This window comes from Hyphomicrobium sp. DMF-1, from assembly GCF_027886585.1.
Classification (GTDB): Bacteria; Pseudomonadota; Alphaproteobacteria; order Rhizobiales; family Hyphomicrobiaceae; genus Hyphomicrobium_C; species Hyphomicrobium_C zavarzinii.
The window spans coordinates 2292537-2307900 of record NZ_CP115706.1 but is presented as its reverse complement, the minus strand read 5'-3'; the positions used below and the strand labels follow the sequence as shown (position 1 = coordinate 2307900).

Here is a 15364-nt window from a genome sequence, read left to right as displayed (position 1 = left end):
ACAAGCAAGTCCCCGGAATCGCTGGCGATCCCAAGCGTGAATCAAAGAACACACAAGAGACGCCGAGCACGATCGCGTTTCAATCGAAAACGACCGCCCCTGTGAGCGGACAGCTCGCACGACAGCCCCGCGCGACTCGCCCCGTCTCGCACAGCAAACGGCTGCATTGAGTCAGAACGGCGAAGCCCGAACGTCCGCCCGTAATAATTTCCGCGAGTGTAACCCAAAGGGCATCTAGCCGTGCGAGGTGTCCGCCCGTGCACGTGAGAGAGCCACGTTGATAGCCTCCACCAACAGCCCCTCGTCGTGCGGCTTCCGCACGATCGGCACGGACGCCATGCTGCGGGGAATGATCAGCGAGTCCCCGTATCCGGTGGCAAAGACGAACGGGATTTTGCGCCTCGTCAGCTCTTCCGCAACGGGAAGAGAGGTGCCGATGCCGAGATTGATGTCGAGGATCGCGACGTCTGGAGCCGTCCGCGTCACGATCCGCAGGGCCTCGGCGGAGGTCGCTGCCGTGTCGATATACTGTGTGCCGTAACGCGACAGCACGGTTTCTACGTCCATGGCGATCACGAGCTGATCCTCCACGATCAGCACCCGAAGGCCCTCGAGCGTAGCCGATTGTTCGCCCGCTCCAGCCCGCACGGCACCCGTCTTTCCTCGCTCGACGCTGACCGCCGATACGAACTTGCTCGGAATGAGAAAGCGCGCGGAGACACCGCCCGGCTCGAACACCAGCTCGCTCTCACCGCCGAGATCGAACGGCACGCTCCTGTCGATCAAAACCATGCCGAAGCCGCGGCGCGCGGGCGCCGACATCCCCGCCTTGCCTGTCTCGCGCCAGCGCACCCCGCAGTCAGCAGTCTCCGTAAGCGACCAGCGCACATCGAGGTGCCCGCCATCCACCGCGAGCGCGCCATACTTGGCAGCGTTGGTTGCCAGCTCGTGAAACACCAGCGCCATTACCGAATAGGCGCGCGCATCGAGCCCCACGCTCGGCCCCTCGATCGTGATCCGAGCCTTGCCACCCCCGTAGGGTCCGAGCTCCGCCTCGAGCAGATCCCGAAGATTGCCGCCTCCGTCGCTGCGGATCACCTGATCGTGGGCGAACGCGAGCGCCATGATACGCCCCTTGAGCGACACGACGTACTCGTCGAGCGAGCGCGCATCCTCCACCGGCCGCGAAACGAGCGACTTGATCAACGCCAGGATGTTCTTGACGCGGTGATTGAGCTCTTCGTTCAGCACCTTCTGGCGCACATCTGCCTTGCGCCGCTCGGCAGAGAGAAGCTCGGTCTGCCGCATGATCACTTCGAGCAGCGCGGTGCGCACCGCTTCTGCGCTCTCCCGGTCACTCGCCATCCACGGCAGGGATTGCCGCTCCACCGTCTGCTTCCAGATCGCGAAACTCTTGCGCGGCGTCAGCCGGTCGCCGGACGGTCCCGTCTGATACTCCTTGTCGGGATTGCCGGCCCACGACACCGTCTCCACCACCTCCTTGCGGAAGAAGAGGAGATAGTCGCGCGGCACCTGTGACAGCGGCACGGCCAGCACTCCCGAAACATCCGCCCGATAGGCTTCCGCCGCGGGCAGCAGCGACGAAAGCTCGTGCGTTCCCCACACCTTCCCCTCGGAAACGGACGCGACGAGCCGCGCAAGCGCAGGAATCGCGGCAGCGGGCGGCGTGGTGCCATGAGCCGTATAGGCGCCGTTGATCCAGAGCCCGACGCCGTCCGAGGGTATCAGATTGGCGAACGTCGCAATCCGCTCACGCAGAAAGCTCTCGATGTCGCTATGATAGCTGACCTCGCGCAACAGGCCGTCGAGCACGCGCCGCGCAGCGACAGCCGCTTCCAGCCGGTTCTTCTGGTGCAGCGCCTCCAGGTGGAGCGAAAAGAAATCGCCGAACATCTCCGCCGCCACACGCTCCGCCATGGAAAGCGAGCGCGGCGAATAGTGATGGCATGCGATCAGCCCCCAAAGCTCGCCTCCGACGATGATCGAGATCGACATGGAGGCCGCGACGCCCATGTTGCGCAGATACTCGCAATGGATCGGAGAGACGCTGCGCAAATGCGCGTAGCTGAGGTCCAAGGGCTCGCCGGAAGCATCGAGATCCGGCAGGATCGGAATACGCTCACAACTCGCATCCGAGATGATGCGGATCGTATTCTTGAGATAGAGCTCACGGGCCTGCCGGGGAATGTCGCTCGCCGGAAAATACTGGCCGAGAAAGCTTTCGAGATCCTCCCGCTTCGCCTCACCCCTCACGCACCCTGCCCCGTCGTGGGCGAACTGGTAGATCATCACCCGGTCGTAATCGAGCAGCACGCGCAGCAGACGCGGCGTCTGCATCATCATCATGTCCACGCTGCTCAGATCCTTGAGGCGACCGATCAGCGCGCGCGCCAGCTCGAGCGGCCTTCCGGCGCGATCTCTCCGCGCGGGCTCGAGCTCGACGATGGCATTGCCCTTGTAGCGATGCACCGCGATATCGAAGGCGGAGCCATCCGGCACCGCCGCGCCCATCATGAGACCCGGCCGCGCCGCATTCGTCGACGTGGTGAGCACGTTGCGGATGTCATGTGCGCAGCGCGGCCCCACCAGCGTGTCGAGGCTGGCACCCATCAGCGAGTCTGCCTCGCGGCCGAGCAGCACCGCGGCGTTCGCCGAGTGCCGTTCGACCGACCTTAGCTCCGCATCGAAGGCCAGCAGGCAGCCATGAGGTTGAATGCTGCCGGGGATGTGGATCGGCTCGCGATCGCAATTGGTGAGGGTAACGCCTTCGGGGCTTGTCATCATCCAAACTCGGGAGGGATTCTCCGGCATCTTCGAAGGTCGCCGCCGCCACGCAAATCACGGAAACTCGACCCTTTGGGCGTGCACTCTAAACGCAATCGCACCCGTTCGGGTTTCCAGCACGAGTTTACTCTGCAAGACCTCCTCGACCCAGAGCCCCAAACGGATGCGGGCCGCGCAGCTTTCGCTACCCGGCCCGCATCCATCTGATTTTGCAAGATATACCTGCGCCCTGACGCGGCTGGACGAGGCGCCGCTCAGGCGTCGGCCGCGCCGCCGTTCTCGCCTGCTTCGCCGTCGGAGCCGTCGTCGGGGATGCGCTCCACCGAGACCACCCGCTCCTCCGCCTCCGTCTTGAAGATACGCACGCCCTGCGTGTTGCGCCCGGCGATGCGCACGTCGTGCACGGGGCAGCGGATGAGCTGGCCGCCGTCCGTCACCAGCATGATCTGATCCGAATGCTCGATGGCGAACGAGGCGACGAGATCGCCGTTGCGATCGTTCACCACCATGGCGACGATGCCTTTGCCGCCGCGCCCGCTCGTCCGGTACTCGTAGGACGAGCTGCGCTTTCCGTAGCCCTTCTCGGAGACTGTGAGCACGAACTGCTCCTTGGCGGAAAGCTCGGCGTACCGTTCGGGCGAAAGCTCCGCCGCAGCCTCTTCGCCCTCCTCGGCCTCCACCTCGGCTTCGGGTGCCTGCTCGGCTTCCTCCCCCGTCTCGCTTCGGCGGATCTGCGCGGCCTGCTTGAGATAGGCCGCACGCTCCGCAGGCGAGGCCTCGGCGTGCGTGAGGATCGCCATCGAGATCACCTCGTCGTCGTCCTCCAGCCGGATGCCGCGCACGCCGCTCGAGTCACGCCCCTTGAACAGGCGCACCTCGTCCTTGATCAGGAAGCGGATGCAACGCCCGCGCGCCGTGGTGAGCAGCACGTCGTCCTCCGGAGAGGCGATGGCGACCGACACGATGCGATCCACCTCGCCCGCCTCGTCGGCGTCGAGCTTCATCGCGATCTTGCCGTTGCGATTGATGTTCTCGAAATCGGTGAGCGCGTTGCGGCGCACGTTGCCGCTGCGGGTCGCGAAGATAAGCTCGAGGTTAGCCCACGTCGAGGTATCCTCGGGCAGCGGCAGGATCGACGTGATCACCTCGCCCTGCGCCAGCGGCAGCAGGTTGATCAGCGCCTTGCCCGACGATTGCGGCGTCGCAGCCGGAAGCCGCCACACCTTCATGCGGTAGCACATGCCGCGCGATGAGAAGAAGAGCACCGGCGTGTGCGTCGACGTGATGAAGATCTGCGTGACGAAATCCTCGTCCCGCGTCGACATGCCGGAGCGCCCCTTTCCGCCGCGCCGCTGCGCGCGATAGGTCGAGAGCGGCACGCGCTTGATGTAACCCTTGTGCGAGACGGTGACGACCACGTCCTCGCGCTGGATCAGGTCCTCGTCCTCGACCTCGCCTTCGATATCGACGATCTCCGTCTTACGCGGCGTCGCGAACTCGTCCTTGATGGCGATGAGCTCGCCCTTGACGATGTCGACGATGCGCGCACGCGAGGAGAGAATGGCGAGGTAGTCCTTGATCTCCTCGGCGATCTTCTTCAACTCGTCGCCGATCTCGTCGCGGCCCAGCGCCGTGAGGCGCGAGAGACGCAGTTCGAGGATCGCCTTGGCCTGCTCTTCCGAGAGCCGGTAGGTGCCGTCCGCCGCGAGGCCGTGACGCGGATCGGCGATCAACTCGATCAGCGGGGCCATGTCCTTCGCAGGCCAGTCGCGCGCCATGAGCTGCGTCTTGGCTTCCGCCGGAGAGGGCGAGAAGCGGATCAGCTTGATTACCTCGTCGATGTTCGCGACCGCGATGGCGAGGCCCACCAACACGTGCGCCCGCTCGCGCGCCTTGAACAGAAGATGCCGCGTCCGCCGCGTCACGACGTCCTGGCGGAACGTCGTGAACGCCTCGATGATGTCGCGGAGATTGAGCTGCTCGGGCTTGCCGCCGTTGATCGCCAGCATGTTGGCGCCGAACGTGGTCTGCAGATCCGAATAGCGCCAGAGCTGGTTCAGAACCACGTCCGCAATCGCGTCGCGCTTGAGCTCGATGACGATCCGCATACCCTCGCGGTTGCTCTCGTCCCAGATGTCGGAAATGCCCTCCACGCGCTTCTCGCGCACGAGGTCGGCGATCTTCTCGATCAGCACACGCTTGTTGATCTGATAGGGGATGGCCGTGACGACGAGCGCATCACGGTCCTTGCGGATCTCCTCCACCTCGACCTTGGCGCGCATGATGATCGAGCCGCGGCCCTTGTGATAGGCGGCAAGCGCACCCGCGCGTCCGAGAATGAGGCCGCCCGTCGGGAAATCTGGCCCCGGGATCACCTGCGTGAGATCGTCGATGCTCGTCTCGGGATTGTCGAGCATGAGAATGCAGGCATCGATGACTTCCCCGAGATTGTGGGGTGGAATGTTCGTCGCCATACCGACGGCGATGCCGCCCGCGCCGTTGACGAGCAGGTTCGGGAACTTCGCCGGCAGCACCGACGGCTCCTCGAGACGGTCGTCGTAGTTCGGCTTGAAGTCGACCGTATCCTTGTCGAGATCGTCGAGCAGGAACTGCGCGATCTTGGAGAGGCGCGCTTCCGTATAGCGCTCGGCCGCGGGCGGATCGCCGTCCACCGAGCCGAAGTTGCCCTGCCCGTCGATCAGCGGCACGCGCATGGAGAAATCCTGCGCGAGGCGCACGAGCGCGTCGTAGATGGCGAGGTTGCCGTGGGGATGGAAGTCGCCCATCGTGTCGCCCACCACCTTGGACGACTTCATGTGCTTCTTGTTCCAGTCGAGCCCCAGCCGCTGCATGGCGTAGAGGATGCGCCGGTGCACGGGCTTCAGGCCGTCGCGCACATCGGGCAGCGCGCGGGAGATGATCACGCTCATCGCGTATTCGAGATACGAGCGCTTCATCTCGTCCTGAATGAGAACGGGACGAATGTCGCTCGGACCTGAGGCGCCGGGCCGGTCACTATTGTCTGTCAATGTCGGTGTCCTAGAAGCGGTGACGTGACGGCGGCGAAACCCCGGTCGTTTGAGAGGCAGGCGCGAGCCCACTTCACAAAGCACCCCGGGGCCATCGAGCAACTACCCAAAAACGCCCGTCCGCGTGCAGATTCGACGATAGGGGCGAGTTTAGCCGACCGATCCCCGCCCCTGCAATCCTGGCGCGGCGAAAGGCACGTCTCCTCCCCAATTATGTCCGTGATTCGAGCGCCTTGGCAGGATTTTCTCCCCTGTGCGTTTGGACGCACGCCTGCCAAAAAGTGGTGCTTTCTTGGAACCCGTGCTTGTAAGACGCGTATCGTCCCATCACGTACAAGACGCATACTGTTCCAAGGACCTGAAACCGCATGAAACACATTTCGCTTCTCGCTGCCGGCCTTCTCGTGGCAACCCCGCTGGCAGCCACCCTTTCCTGGGCCGATACCGTCTTCGTCCCCGCCCAGACCGATGCCCAATACCTCGCGAAGGATCACCTGATCGGTGCGAAGGTTCACGGCAAAGAAGGCACCATCGTCGGCGACGTCGAGGATCTGATCATCAACGACCAGAATCAGGTCGTCGGCGTTGTTATGGGCACCGGCGGCTATCTCGGATGGGCCGAGAAGAAGGTTGGCGTCGACCTCTCCTCCCTGAAGTTCGAGGAGAAGGACGGAAAGCTCTTCGTATCCCTGCCGGACCTGACCAAGGAAACGCTCGACACCGCGCCGGAATTCCAGCGCAAGAAGCCTGCGAAGTCGCTGCTCGAGCGCGCGAAGGAGAAGGTCAACGAGTTCTCCGACAAGTCGAAGCCCCAGCTCGACGACGCCAAGCAGAAGGCTCAGGAGGCTCTCGACAAGGCGAAGGAGGCAGCCGCGCCCGCCATCGAGAAGGCCAAGGAGGCCGTCTCGGGCGCGATCGATTCCGCCAAGGAGGCGGTCGACAGCGCCACCAAGCCGAGCGAGCCTGCACCCGCTCCCGAGGCTCCGGCAACCCCGGCACCGAGCGAGCCAGCTCCGGCCACTCCGGCACCCTGATCGGCACTTGAGCCTTTAAGGTTTGCGAAGCCTGCCGCGTGTAACCATGCGGCAGGCTTTTGCATGAGGCGCCTTCCGGGCCGGCACAAACCGGCCTAAACACGAGCGAGAGCACGGGATCGAGGGAGAGGCACGTGGCAGCGGGTGGCTCGACAGGCGTCGTCGTCGTTGCACTGGTCTGCAATCTCGGGATCGCCGTCGCGAAATTCGCAGCCGCCGCCTGGACCGGCTCGTCGGCCATGCTATCGGAGGCGATCCACTCCCTCGTCGACACCGGAAACCAGGTGCTGCTCCTGCACGGCATCCGGCGCTCCGAGCGGCCCGCCGATGCCGTCCACCCCTTCGGCTATTCGAAAGAGCTCTATTTCTGGAGCTTCGTCGTCGCGATCCTGCTGTTCTCGCTGGGCGCGGGCGTTGCCATTTACGAGGGCGTCGAGAAGCTGCTCGACCCGCACCCCATCACCGACCCCATCGTCAACTACGTGGTTCTCGCCGTCGCCTTCCTCCTCGAAGGCATCTCCGCCGCGCGTGCCATCAAGGAGTTCAACCGCCGGCGCGGCGATACGCCCGTATTCCGCGCGCTCCGCGGCTCGAAGGACCCCGCCCTCTTCACGGTGTTGCTGGAGGATGCGGCCGCGCTCGCGGGCCTCACGATCGCGACCCTCGGCATCTCCATCTCGCATCTCACCGGCTCGCCCACGGCCGACGGCTACGCCTCCGTCGCGATCGGCCTCCTGCTCGGCGCCGTCGCCGCCTTCATGAGCATCGAGATCCGCAGCCTCATTGTGGGCGAGGCGGCCTCTCCCGCCGTGCTGCACGACATCCGCGCCGCCATCGCGGCCGAGCGTGGCGTCGGACGCACCATCAGCGCCATCAACGAGATCCGCAGCATGCATCTCGGTCCCACCGATATCCTGGTGGTGGCCAGCGTCGATTTCGAGGATCAGGCGACCGCGGCCGCCATCGAGGAGGCGACCTCCCGCATCGAGCGCACCATCAAGGCGCAGCACCCGGCCGTTCGGCGCTTCTTCCTGGAAGGCCAGTCGATGCAGGATCACGCCCGCGCCGAGAGGGCGATGACCTCGCCCGGTGGCTCACCAGCCGAGACCGCTCAGGCTCCAGCCTCGCCAGCCCAAACCTTGCCGGCGAAGCAACCCGCCGCCCGGCCACAGGCACCTGCCGCGACACTCACCCTCGCGAGCGATCCGGCGCCCGCAAAACCGCTGAGCCGCAAAGAGCGCAAGCGCCAGAAGAAGCGGCACTAGCGCCGCTCCGGCGAAGGGGATGCCGGTTCGTCGAAAGCAATAGCGGCCGATCTAAAAACGAAAGCGCGCGATCCGAGCTCATCGGTTCGCACGCTCCTGCACCGTTTCGACCATCTTCGGAGCCTCGGAAGCGGCGTATCAGCCCCCGTGCCCTACACTCTCACACGTGCTGCCTGCTTCCGGCTGCCCGCTGCCGTCCCATTAGAACGGAATCTCGTCGTCGAACGGCTTGTCCATGCCGCCACCGCCCTTGGAGCCGCCGCCGCTGCTGCGGGGCGAGCGCTTGGCTTCGCCGCCGCCACCGAACCCGCCGCCGCTGCTGCCACCGCCAAAGCCGCCGCTGTCCCCGCCGTAGTCAGACTGGCCACCTTCGGCGAGGCCGCTCCCGCCTGCGCGGCCATCCAGCATGGTGAGCTGGCCGTTGAAACCCTGCAGCACGACTTCCGTGGAGTAGCGCTCCTGGCCCTGCTGGTCCTGCCACTTGCGGGTCTGAAGCTGGCCCTCGACGTACACCTTCGATCCCTTGCGCAGATACTGCTCGGCGACCTTGCAAAGGTTCTCGTTGAAGATGACGACCGAGTGCCACTCGGTCTTCTCGCGGCGCTCCCCGCTGTTTCTGTCCTTCCAGGTCTCACTGGTGGCGATCCGGAGGTTGGCGATCGGACGCCCGTCCTGCGTGCGGCGGATCTCGGGATCACGCCCGAGGTTTCCGACCAGGATCACCTTGTTGACCGATCCAGCCATATCGAACTCCTTGTTCTTTCGCTTGCGAACGCCTGCAGAGCCGGCGCATCGATGGCCGCCTCGCCGCGGCACCCTCTGCCCGCGACCGGCGACTCAAGTTGCAGCACCCTACCCGTAATAGTGACCCGCCGGGAAACCCGTCGGCGGTTGTCCCCAAAGCTTTCTCCACTGGTGCCACGAAGTTAGGACGGAAACGTTCGCACCAGTTCCGCGCTCGCCGTCGCTTTTCGACCACCCGCGCTGGCGAAATCGCCACAGTTCTTGTTACGTTCTACATCCCGAACGGCGTCTTGGCAACAGCGCAGCCCATCCGCGACCGCCAGTCAGCCTCCGCGCGCGATGTCGGCGGCCGCCGAAAGATCCTTCAGCGTTTTCGGTGCCACCGTCTTCGAAGCCGGGCAGTCCTCGGTCTTGAGGCGGTCGTAGATCGCCGTCAGGTCGCCGCGGAATTCCTGCCGCTGCGCGCGCCGCGCGACGCCCGTCGCCACCGAGCCGTTGCTCCACCGCGGGCGGCACTGCAGCCGCATCAGGTAGTCCGTGATACGCGTCCGGTAGGCATCCGCCACGGGCTGGGCGCCGTTGGAGGCGAGCCCCTGCCACTGCGCGAAATCCGGCGTCGACTCCCACTTGGCCACCTCCGGCAGGTTGACCAGCGGCTCCACCTGCTCCGCGACGCGCGCCTTCACACGCCGGCTCAGGATGCGCTCCAGCGAATACTTGATGTCAGAGACGTCGGTCTCCGTCATCGCCGTGACGGCAACGCCCGAAAGGTCCGCCAGCCCTTCCGGGTCGACGGTCGGCGGCACCGTCCGCCACACCTTGGCCTCTCGCAAGTCAGCGCCGGTGATGCTGGCGCCGATGAGATCGGCCCCGCGCAGAGACGCGCGATAGAGCACGGCCCCGTCGAGCTTGGCGTCACGCAGCTCCGCGAGATCGAGATGCGCGTAGCTCAGCACCGCGCCCGTCATGTCGGCGCTCGAGAAATCCGCCGCGAGCAGGTGCGCACCCGTGAGATCCGCCCCTTGCAGGTTGGCCACCAGGAAATTAGCGCCCTGCGCCTGCACGCCGCCCGTGAGATCCGCCTTGTCGAGCCGGGCCGACGAGAAGTTCGCGCCCTGCAGAAGCGAATAGGGAAGCTCGGCCCCTTCGAGGCGGGCTTCGTCGAGCTTTGCGCCGCGAAGGTCGACGCCGGTCATGTGTGCGCCGTCGAGCCGCGCACGCGTGAACACCGCCCGCCGCGCCGTCGTGCAATTCGCCGCCTGCCGATCCTCGGTGAGGATGAGCTGCATCGCATCCGCGCACGCGAGCCACGCGCCGCGAAGATCGGCGCCGATGAGAGACGCCCCGCGCAGATCCGCTCCCGTGAGGTCCGCCTGGTGCAGGTCCGAGCGGTCGAGCTTCGCGAAACGGAGATCGCGGTCGCGCAGGCTGATGCTGGGCTCGCCCGGCGTCTGTTCCTTGTCCACCACGAGATCGGTATCGATCACCTCGAGATTGCGCTTGAAAATGCCGAGCAGCGATCCTTCGGATCCGAACGTCAGCAGCGGCACCGCATACCCAGCCACGTAGCGCGGCCGCTCGCCCACCTCGTCCTCGTTGTTGAAGCCGAGCATGCGCTGCGTGGTTCGGTCGAGTTGCTCGCCCGGGATCGTCGCGAAGAAGAACGAGAAGATCCACACCGCCAGAAGCACCACGATGGTGGCGACAAAGCTCACCGGATGTGCCGACGTGGTCCGCAGGAACGCCTGCATGAACGACGTCTCGGCCCGCATCAGGAACACGCCGATGGAGATCAGCATGGCGATGTCGACCAGAAGCGCCACGCGATGCGTCCACGTGATGGCCACATCGTGGTACGGCAGGAACACCACCTGGATGTAGATGAGCAGCACCACCGGCAGCACCACCAGCGTCAGCCAGCTCATGCCATGCAGGAACGCGCTCATCACGCGGCTCCGGTACGGCCCCGCGATCGCCTGCACGAAGAAGAAGTTGTTGAGCTCGAGCCGGAGCGGATGCGTGCGCTTGTCCGTCGCTTCGAGCAGCCGGATGGCGTAGTCGAACTCCAGCGTCTCGCGTGCGAGCAGCGTGAGCTGCGACACGAGCCCCAGGTGCATCAGCACGAGTACGATCGGCGCGAACTGGAAAAACTGCTTGAGCTGAATATTGACCTGAAGGATCGGCAGGGAAACCGGCGTTTCGAGCAGCAGATCCTTATGCGTGACGCCTGCTACAGCGATCACCAGGTAGGCCATTATGGCGAGGAAGATCAGCCAGCCCGTATGCGCGGTGTCGCTCGAGCTGTTCACCGCCTCGAGCAGACTGTACGGGTTGACCGGCGTTTCACCCTCTGGCGCGCCACGAGCCAAATCCGTCATTCCGGGAACCCTCGATAAGATACGGGTACTGACATGCGCCGACATTAAAGGAGAAAGTGTGTCCGGAGGCCAGGGCACCAGGTCCCGGCCTGCAGCACTTTTCTTTCGGATTGTTGCCCCCTGGACGCAAAAAGCACGCACCTCGAGTGCCTAGTCCTTTGGCAACACAGGCTTTGGCCGTTGCCGTGGGCGAGAAGGGGCGATAACAGGAAGAGAAGGGTGGTGGATGCGGGGCGCCCGAGGTTGCGCGCAGAGGAAGCCAAGCACGCCGGCCGCTCGCCCCCGCTCACCCGTCAAGCCACAAACCTCGAAACGGATATCTCTCGCGTGTACGACTGTAAGAAGTGCCCCGGGTATTGCTGCTCCTACCCGCTCATTGCGCTCGACAAGCGAGACGTCGAGCGTCTCGCCCGTCATCACGGCATGGAGTTCGAGGAGGCCCGCCGCGCCTTCACGCGCGAGGCCCACGGGCGCAAGTACGCCATGAAGCGCAAGAAGGACCGCCACTTCGGCGCCATCTGCCGCTTCTTCGATACCATGAAGCGCCGCTGCACCATCTACGAGGCACGCCCCTCGGTCTGCCGCTCGTTCCCCGGCAAGGGCCGCTGCGGCTACTACGACTTCCTCACCTTCGAGCGCCGCTCACAGGAAGACCCGACCTGGGTTGCCGTAACAACGAACCGTTAAAGCTTGCTTCGTCGGGACAACAGAAAATAAACACGGAAAATCAAGCAAATGAATTACAGAGATAACTCTGCATAGGAGCAATTTTAAGTAAATTGTTAAACATACATTATTTATGATGCCATCTACGCCCCAGAATGGTATCTGGCGGCCGCGCCCGCGGAAGGCCAACGGTTGAGTGAGCAACGGCCCCGCCGCATGACCAGGGAGACGACCATGAGCCTCATGACGCGCGCCGTAGCCGCTTTCGCCGTGCTTACCGTCGCGGCCATTCCGGTTGCAGCACTCACCATCAAGAACACCTCCGGCAAGGAGGTCTCGGTCGGCGTCGACAACGGATCCGAGGAGGCCGTCTATCAGATCCCGGCCGGCGGCTCCGTGGACGTGACGCAGGATTGCAGCTCCGAATGCGCCGTGACCGGCCCGTGGGGCTTCTCGCGCCTCGTCGCCCAGAACGCCACCATCTCCACCGATGGTGACTCGCTCGTCACCGCCACCGCCGCGCCGCCCGCCCAGGGCTTGGTTCCGCAGAACCCTGTCGCCGAGCCGGCAGACGCCCAGGCCACGGCCGCTACGGCGCCCGATGCCGCGCCCGCCAAGGCCGCCCCCGCGAAGGCCCGCAGCAAGCGCGCGAACAAGCCGCGCTCCTCGAAGCAGGCCCAGAAAGGCCCCGGCGCCGGCAGCTTCCAGATGCTCTTCGAGGGCCCCAAGAAGTAAGCGCGCGCCGCGAGCACCGCATAAAAAACAAATCCGCGGACCGGTATCCGGTCCGCGGATTTTTCATTTCATGGTGGGGAAGACCGCGAGGCTAGCCCGCGGCCGTGCACTTCGTTTCGCACGGCACCTCCTCGCGCTTGTCCACCGTGCCGCGCATCGGCGACATGACCTCGCGATAGCATTTGCCGCCTTCCTTCACCACGCGCACGAGTTGCGTCTTGCTCACGAGCGACTGGCAGACGACCTCGAGGCTCTGCGCAACGCGCACGCCTTGCGGCAAAGCGCCATCGGCACGCGCGGCGCCGATAAAGAGATCGATGAAGCTCGATGAGGGCGGCTCGCCCGGCTTCTGAAGCTGATTGTAGGCAATCCACTCGTAGGTCGCTTTTCCATCAGGCGTCGAGACCTTGAGCGAGATGTCGCCCGTGCTCGCACACGCCCCCGCATCGACCTTCGTTCCCTGCGAGGTGGAAAGCGCCTTGTAGTCGATCTTGCAGTCGATGTTGCGTTCCCAGATCTCGTACTGCTGCAAGCGGTGCGAGACCTGCGTGAACGGAACCTTGTACTGCCAGGCATGATAGGCGGTGATTGCGGTCGGGACCGCGCCCACGATCGTCACCACCAGCGCCGCCGTCTTGAGAAACGGAACGAAGCGCTGCACCGGGCCAAGATGCTGATCGTCGCCCATAGCTCGCTCTGTCATCGGTATCGTTCCCTCGGATATCGTTGCTTGATACGTCATGCACGGCCTGCTTCGTTACGCGAAGTCTCACGCCGGGATGTGACACAGGCTCCCTGAACCGCCGTTGAGCGGAAAGTTCATCTGGCGTTCAGCCCGCCTCTAGGCAGGCGAAGTTAGCGCGCGCGGCGCGCCCTTACCATCGAGTTTACTTAAGCGTAAGGCGCCTTGCAGGCGCCTCGTCCGCGCATACCTGAAAAACACGGTTCCCCCTCGCCTGATCACCCCACAGGCCCGCCACCGAATGGGAGTTCGTCCATGCGCACATCCATGTCATGCCTCGCCCTCTTTCTGATGCTCGCCCCAGCGGTTCCACCCGCGGTCGCCGCCCCCGTGGTCCCGAACGATCCGGCCGTCGCCTCCTCGGACGACGGCAAGTATTTCGACGCTGCGGGCAATCCTACGTACAAGATCGGCAAGAACGGCGAGGTGGACTGGTACACCTTCTCGGGCTACCGCCGCTTCAATGGCTCATGCGAGGTCTGCCACGGCTTCGACGGCTCCGGATCGAGTTTTGCCCCGGACCTCACGGATTCCCTCAAGTCCATGTCGTACGACGATTTCGTGAAGACCGTCGTCGGCGGAAAGCAGGCCGTGAACACCGCCCAGGCGCTCGTCATGCCCGCCTTCGGCACGAACAAGAACGTGATGTGCTACCTCGACGACATCTACGTTTACCTGCGCGCCCGCGCCAACGGCGCTCTCGGCTCCGGCCGGCCGGCCGCCAACGCGCCGAAACCGAAAACGGCAGCCGACAATGAAAACGCGTGCATGGGACCATGAGCCCAAAAGGCTTTTAAATAGAAGCCAAAGCCTCCATTTCAACACGCAAAATCGCGTAGTCGCGATCCCGTAATGGCGCACGCGGACGGTGCCGTCCGCAATGGTGCGTGCTCTTCCTGCTCCTAGATACATGACAATCGCCGGCGCGCGCTAACACGCTGACGTGAAACACCTTCCGTGTCTGCGCGAGCGACAGGTGGCGCGCCTGGCGAGAGGGTAACCAAGAAACAATTGGAGAGGAACCATGCACCATCCCAAAGCCTCCTGGCTTGCCGCCGCTGCCTTCGCGCTCATCGCGTCTCCCGCAATGGCGCTCACCATCGATAACAAGGACAAGGCGGACTTGAAGGTCGGCATCGACGAAGGCAACGTCGAGCACGTGGAAACCGTCGCCGGCGGCAAGTCCGCGGATCTTTCCGCGAAGTGCAAGGACGGCTGTGGCCTCACCGGCCCCTGGGGCTTTTCCTGGATGGCCAAGTCCGGCGACAAGCTCACCTTCAATGACGGCAAGCTGAACGGCGCCACCGTCGTCGAAGGCACCGTGACCCAATAGCGAAGGCATGAAGTCGTTAGCCGCGCTCCCCCCGCGGCTTCGGGCCGGGTGCGAACGTGTGGTCTCTCTCGCGCGCCCGGCCCCTCCTTACGGCCGGAACATAGCAGTCGGCAAAAAAATTGAGCCCCGTCGCGCCTTCAGCCGACCGGGGCTCTTTTTGTCTTCGGTAACCTGCCCAGCTAAGCCGGGCTTATGAGGCGAGGCTCTGGCGCATCGGTCCAGATCTTGACCGGCGTTCCGCCCTCGCATGAAAATGATCAGCAATGAGGTTTGAAAAACCTGGATGCGCGGAGCTTATGCTGCAGCGGCTCTCACCACCCAAGCTTGGACCTCGCTTCAGCGCGGGGTCCGGCGATGTAACCAGGTGGCGTCATGCTCCCTCCATTCGCTGTTGATCCGGCACTCCGAGGACCATGAGAGCGGAGGATCCAGTCAATCCGACGCGGCACACATGATCTGAACGAAGGACGACCATCCTCGCAACCGGGGGGTGCTGTCCGCCACGCGAAACGGACCATCCGGATCCGTCCCAGGGAAGCCACGACAGCGATAGCCGTCACCTATGAGAGTTGGTCCGATAGCCTCGTCTGTCAAGAGCCAAAGGCGTTGAGACGCGCATCCTGTGCCGGCGCC

Annotated in this window: 11 protein-coding genes; 6 read left to right on the top strand and 5 right to left on the bottom strand. The window is 64.4% G+C overall.

Going from position 1 to position 15364, the window contains the following annotated elements; all coding sequences use genetic code 11:
- Window positions 1–234: 234 nt before the first annotated feature.
- Complete coding sequence (locus tag PE058_RS10540) at window positions 235–2805, bottom strand: HWE histidine kinase domain-containing protein (RefSeq protein WP_271030562.1); 2571 nt, start codon at window positions 2803–2805, stop codon at window positions 235–237.
- 254 nt (window positions 2806–3059) lie between these two features.
- The gene (gene gyrA / locus PE058_RS10535; RefSeq protein ID WP_040498718.1) at window positions 3060–5834 is read right to left on the bottom strand and encodes a DNA gyrase subunit A; all 2775 of its coding nucleotides are present in this window, start codon (window positions 5832–5834) and stop codon (window positions 3060–3062) included.
- A gap of 368 nt (window positions 5835–6202) precedes the next feature.
- On the opposite strand from gyrA, the gene PE058_RS10530 reads away from it, so the two are divergent.
- The gene (locus PE058_RS10530; protein ID WP_020087258.1) at window positions 6203–6868 is read left to right on the top strand and encodes a PRC-barrel domain-containing protein; all 666 of its coding nucleotides are present in this window, start codon (window positions 6203–6205) and stop codon (window positions 6866–6868) included.
- 134 nt (window positions 6869–7002) lie between these two features.
- Window positions 7003–8133, top strand: a complete 1131-nt coding sequence (locus tag PE058_RS10525) for a cation diffusion facilitator family transporter (protein WP_271030561.1) — start codon at window positions 7003–7005, stop codon at window positions 8131–8133.
- Window positions 8134–8334: 201 nt separating this feature from the next.
- Here the strand turns inward: PE058_RS10525 and PE058_RS10520 are convergent, their stop codons facing one another.
- Entirely contained in the window at window positions 8335–8877 is a 543-nt protein-coding gene (locus tag PE058_RS10520; RefSeq protein WP_020087256.1) for a single-stranded DNA-binding protein, read from the bottom strand.
- Between the two features lie 323 nt (window positions 8878–9200).
- Window positions 9201–11255 carry a pentapeptide repeat-containing protein gene (locus tag PE058_RS10515; RefSeq protein WP_020087255.1) on the bottom strand — a complete coding sequence of 685 codons (2055 nt, stop codon included), beginning with the start codon at window positions 11253–11255 and terminating at the stop codon, window positions 9201–9203.
- Between the two features lie 327 nt (window positions 11256–11582).
- Between PE058_RS10515 and PE058_RS10510 the strand changes: the two genes are divergently transcribed.
- Window positions 11583–11942 (top strand): YkgJ family cysteine cluster protein, encoded by a 360-nt coding sequence (locus PE058_RS10510; protein ID WP_271030560.1) that lies wholly within the window; start codon window positions 11583–11585, stop codon window positions 11940–11942.
- Window positions 11943–12155: 213 nt separating this feature from the next.
- Window positions 12156–12656, top strand: coding sequence for a hypothetical protein (locus tag PE058_RS10505; protein ID WP_020087253.1), 501 nt, complete (start codon window positions 12156–12158; stop codon window positions 12654–12656).
- 91 nt (window positions 12657–12747) lie between these two features.
- Here the strand turns inward: PE058_RS10505 and PE058_RS10500 are convergent, their stop codons facing one another.
- Complete coding sequence (locus PE058_RS10500; RefSeq protein ID WP_156827502.1) at window positions 12748–13359, bottom strand: hypothetical protein; 612 nt, start codon at window positions 13357–13359, stop codon at window positions 12748–12750.
- Between the two features lie 330 nt (window positions 13360–13689).
- Between PE058_RS10500 and PE058_RS10495 the strand changes: the two genes are divergently transcribed.
- A complete protein-coding gene (locus tag PE058_RS10495; RefSeq protein ID WP_425337470.1) occupies window positions 13690–14178 on the top strand; it encodes a c-type cytochrome, methanol metabolism-related in 489 nt (162 codons plus the stop codon).
- A 244-nt stretch (window positions 14179–14422) separates the two neighbouring features.
- Window positions 14423–14731, top strand: coding sequence for a hypothetical protein (locus PE058_RS10490; protein ID WP_020087250.1), 309 nt, complete (start codon window positions 14423–14425; stop codon window positions 14729–14731).
- Window positions 14732–15364: the final 633 nt, after the last annotated feature.

What these genes read in the sequence shown, in the direction of transcription:
- PE058_RS10540 (WP_271030562.1), bottom strand. Translation starts at nt 2,805, where the DNA reads ATGATGACAAGCCCCGAAGGCGTTACCCTCACCAATTGCGATCGCGAG.
- PE058_RS10530 (WP_020087258.1), top strand. Translation starts at nt 6,203, where the DNA reads ATGAAACACATTTCGCTTCTCGCTGCCGGCCTTCTCGTGGCAACCCCG.
- PE058_RS10520 (WP_020087256.1), bottom strand. Translation starts at nt 8,877, where the DNA reads ATGGCTGGATCGGTCAACAAGGTGATCCTGGTCGGAAACCTCGGGCGT.
- PE058_RS10515 (WP_020087255.1), bottom strand. Translation starts at nt 11,255, where the DNA reads ATGACGGATTTGGCTCGTGGCGCGCCAGAGGGTGAAACGCCGGTCAAC.
- PE058_RS10505 (WP_020087253.1), top strand. Translation starts at nt 12,156, where the DNA reads ATGAGCCTCATGACGCGCGCCGTAGCCGCTTTCGCCGTGCTTACCGTC.
- PE058_RS10500 (WP_156827502.1), bottom strand. Translation starts at nt 13,359, where the DNA reads ATGACAGAGCGAGCTATGGGCGACGATCAGCATCTTGGCCCGGTGCAG.
- PE058_RS10495 (WP_425337470.1), top strand. Translation starts at nt 13,690, where the DNA reads ATGCTCGCCCCAGCGGTTCCACCCGCGGTCGCCGCCCCCGTGGTCCCG.
- PE058_RS10490 (WP_020087250.1), top strand. Translation starts at nt 14,423, where the DNA reads ATGCACCATCCCAAAGCCTCCTGGCTTGCCGCCGCTGCCTTCGCGCTC.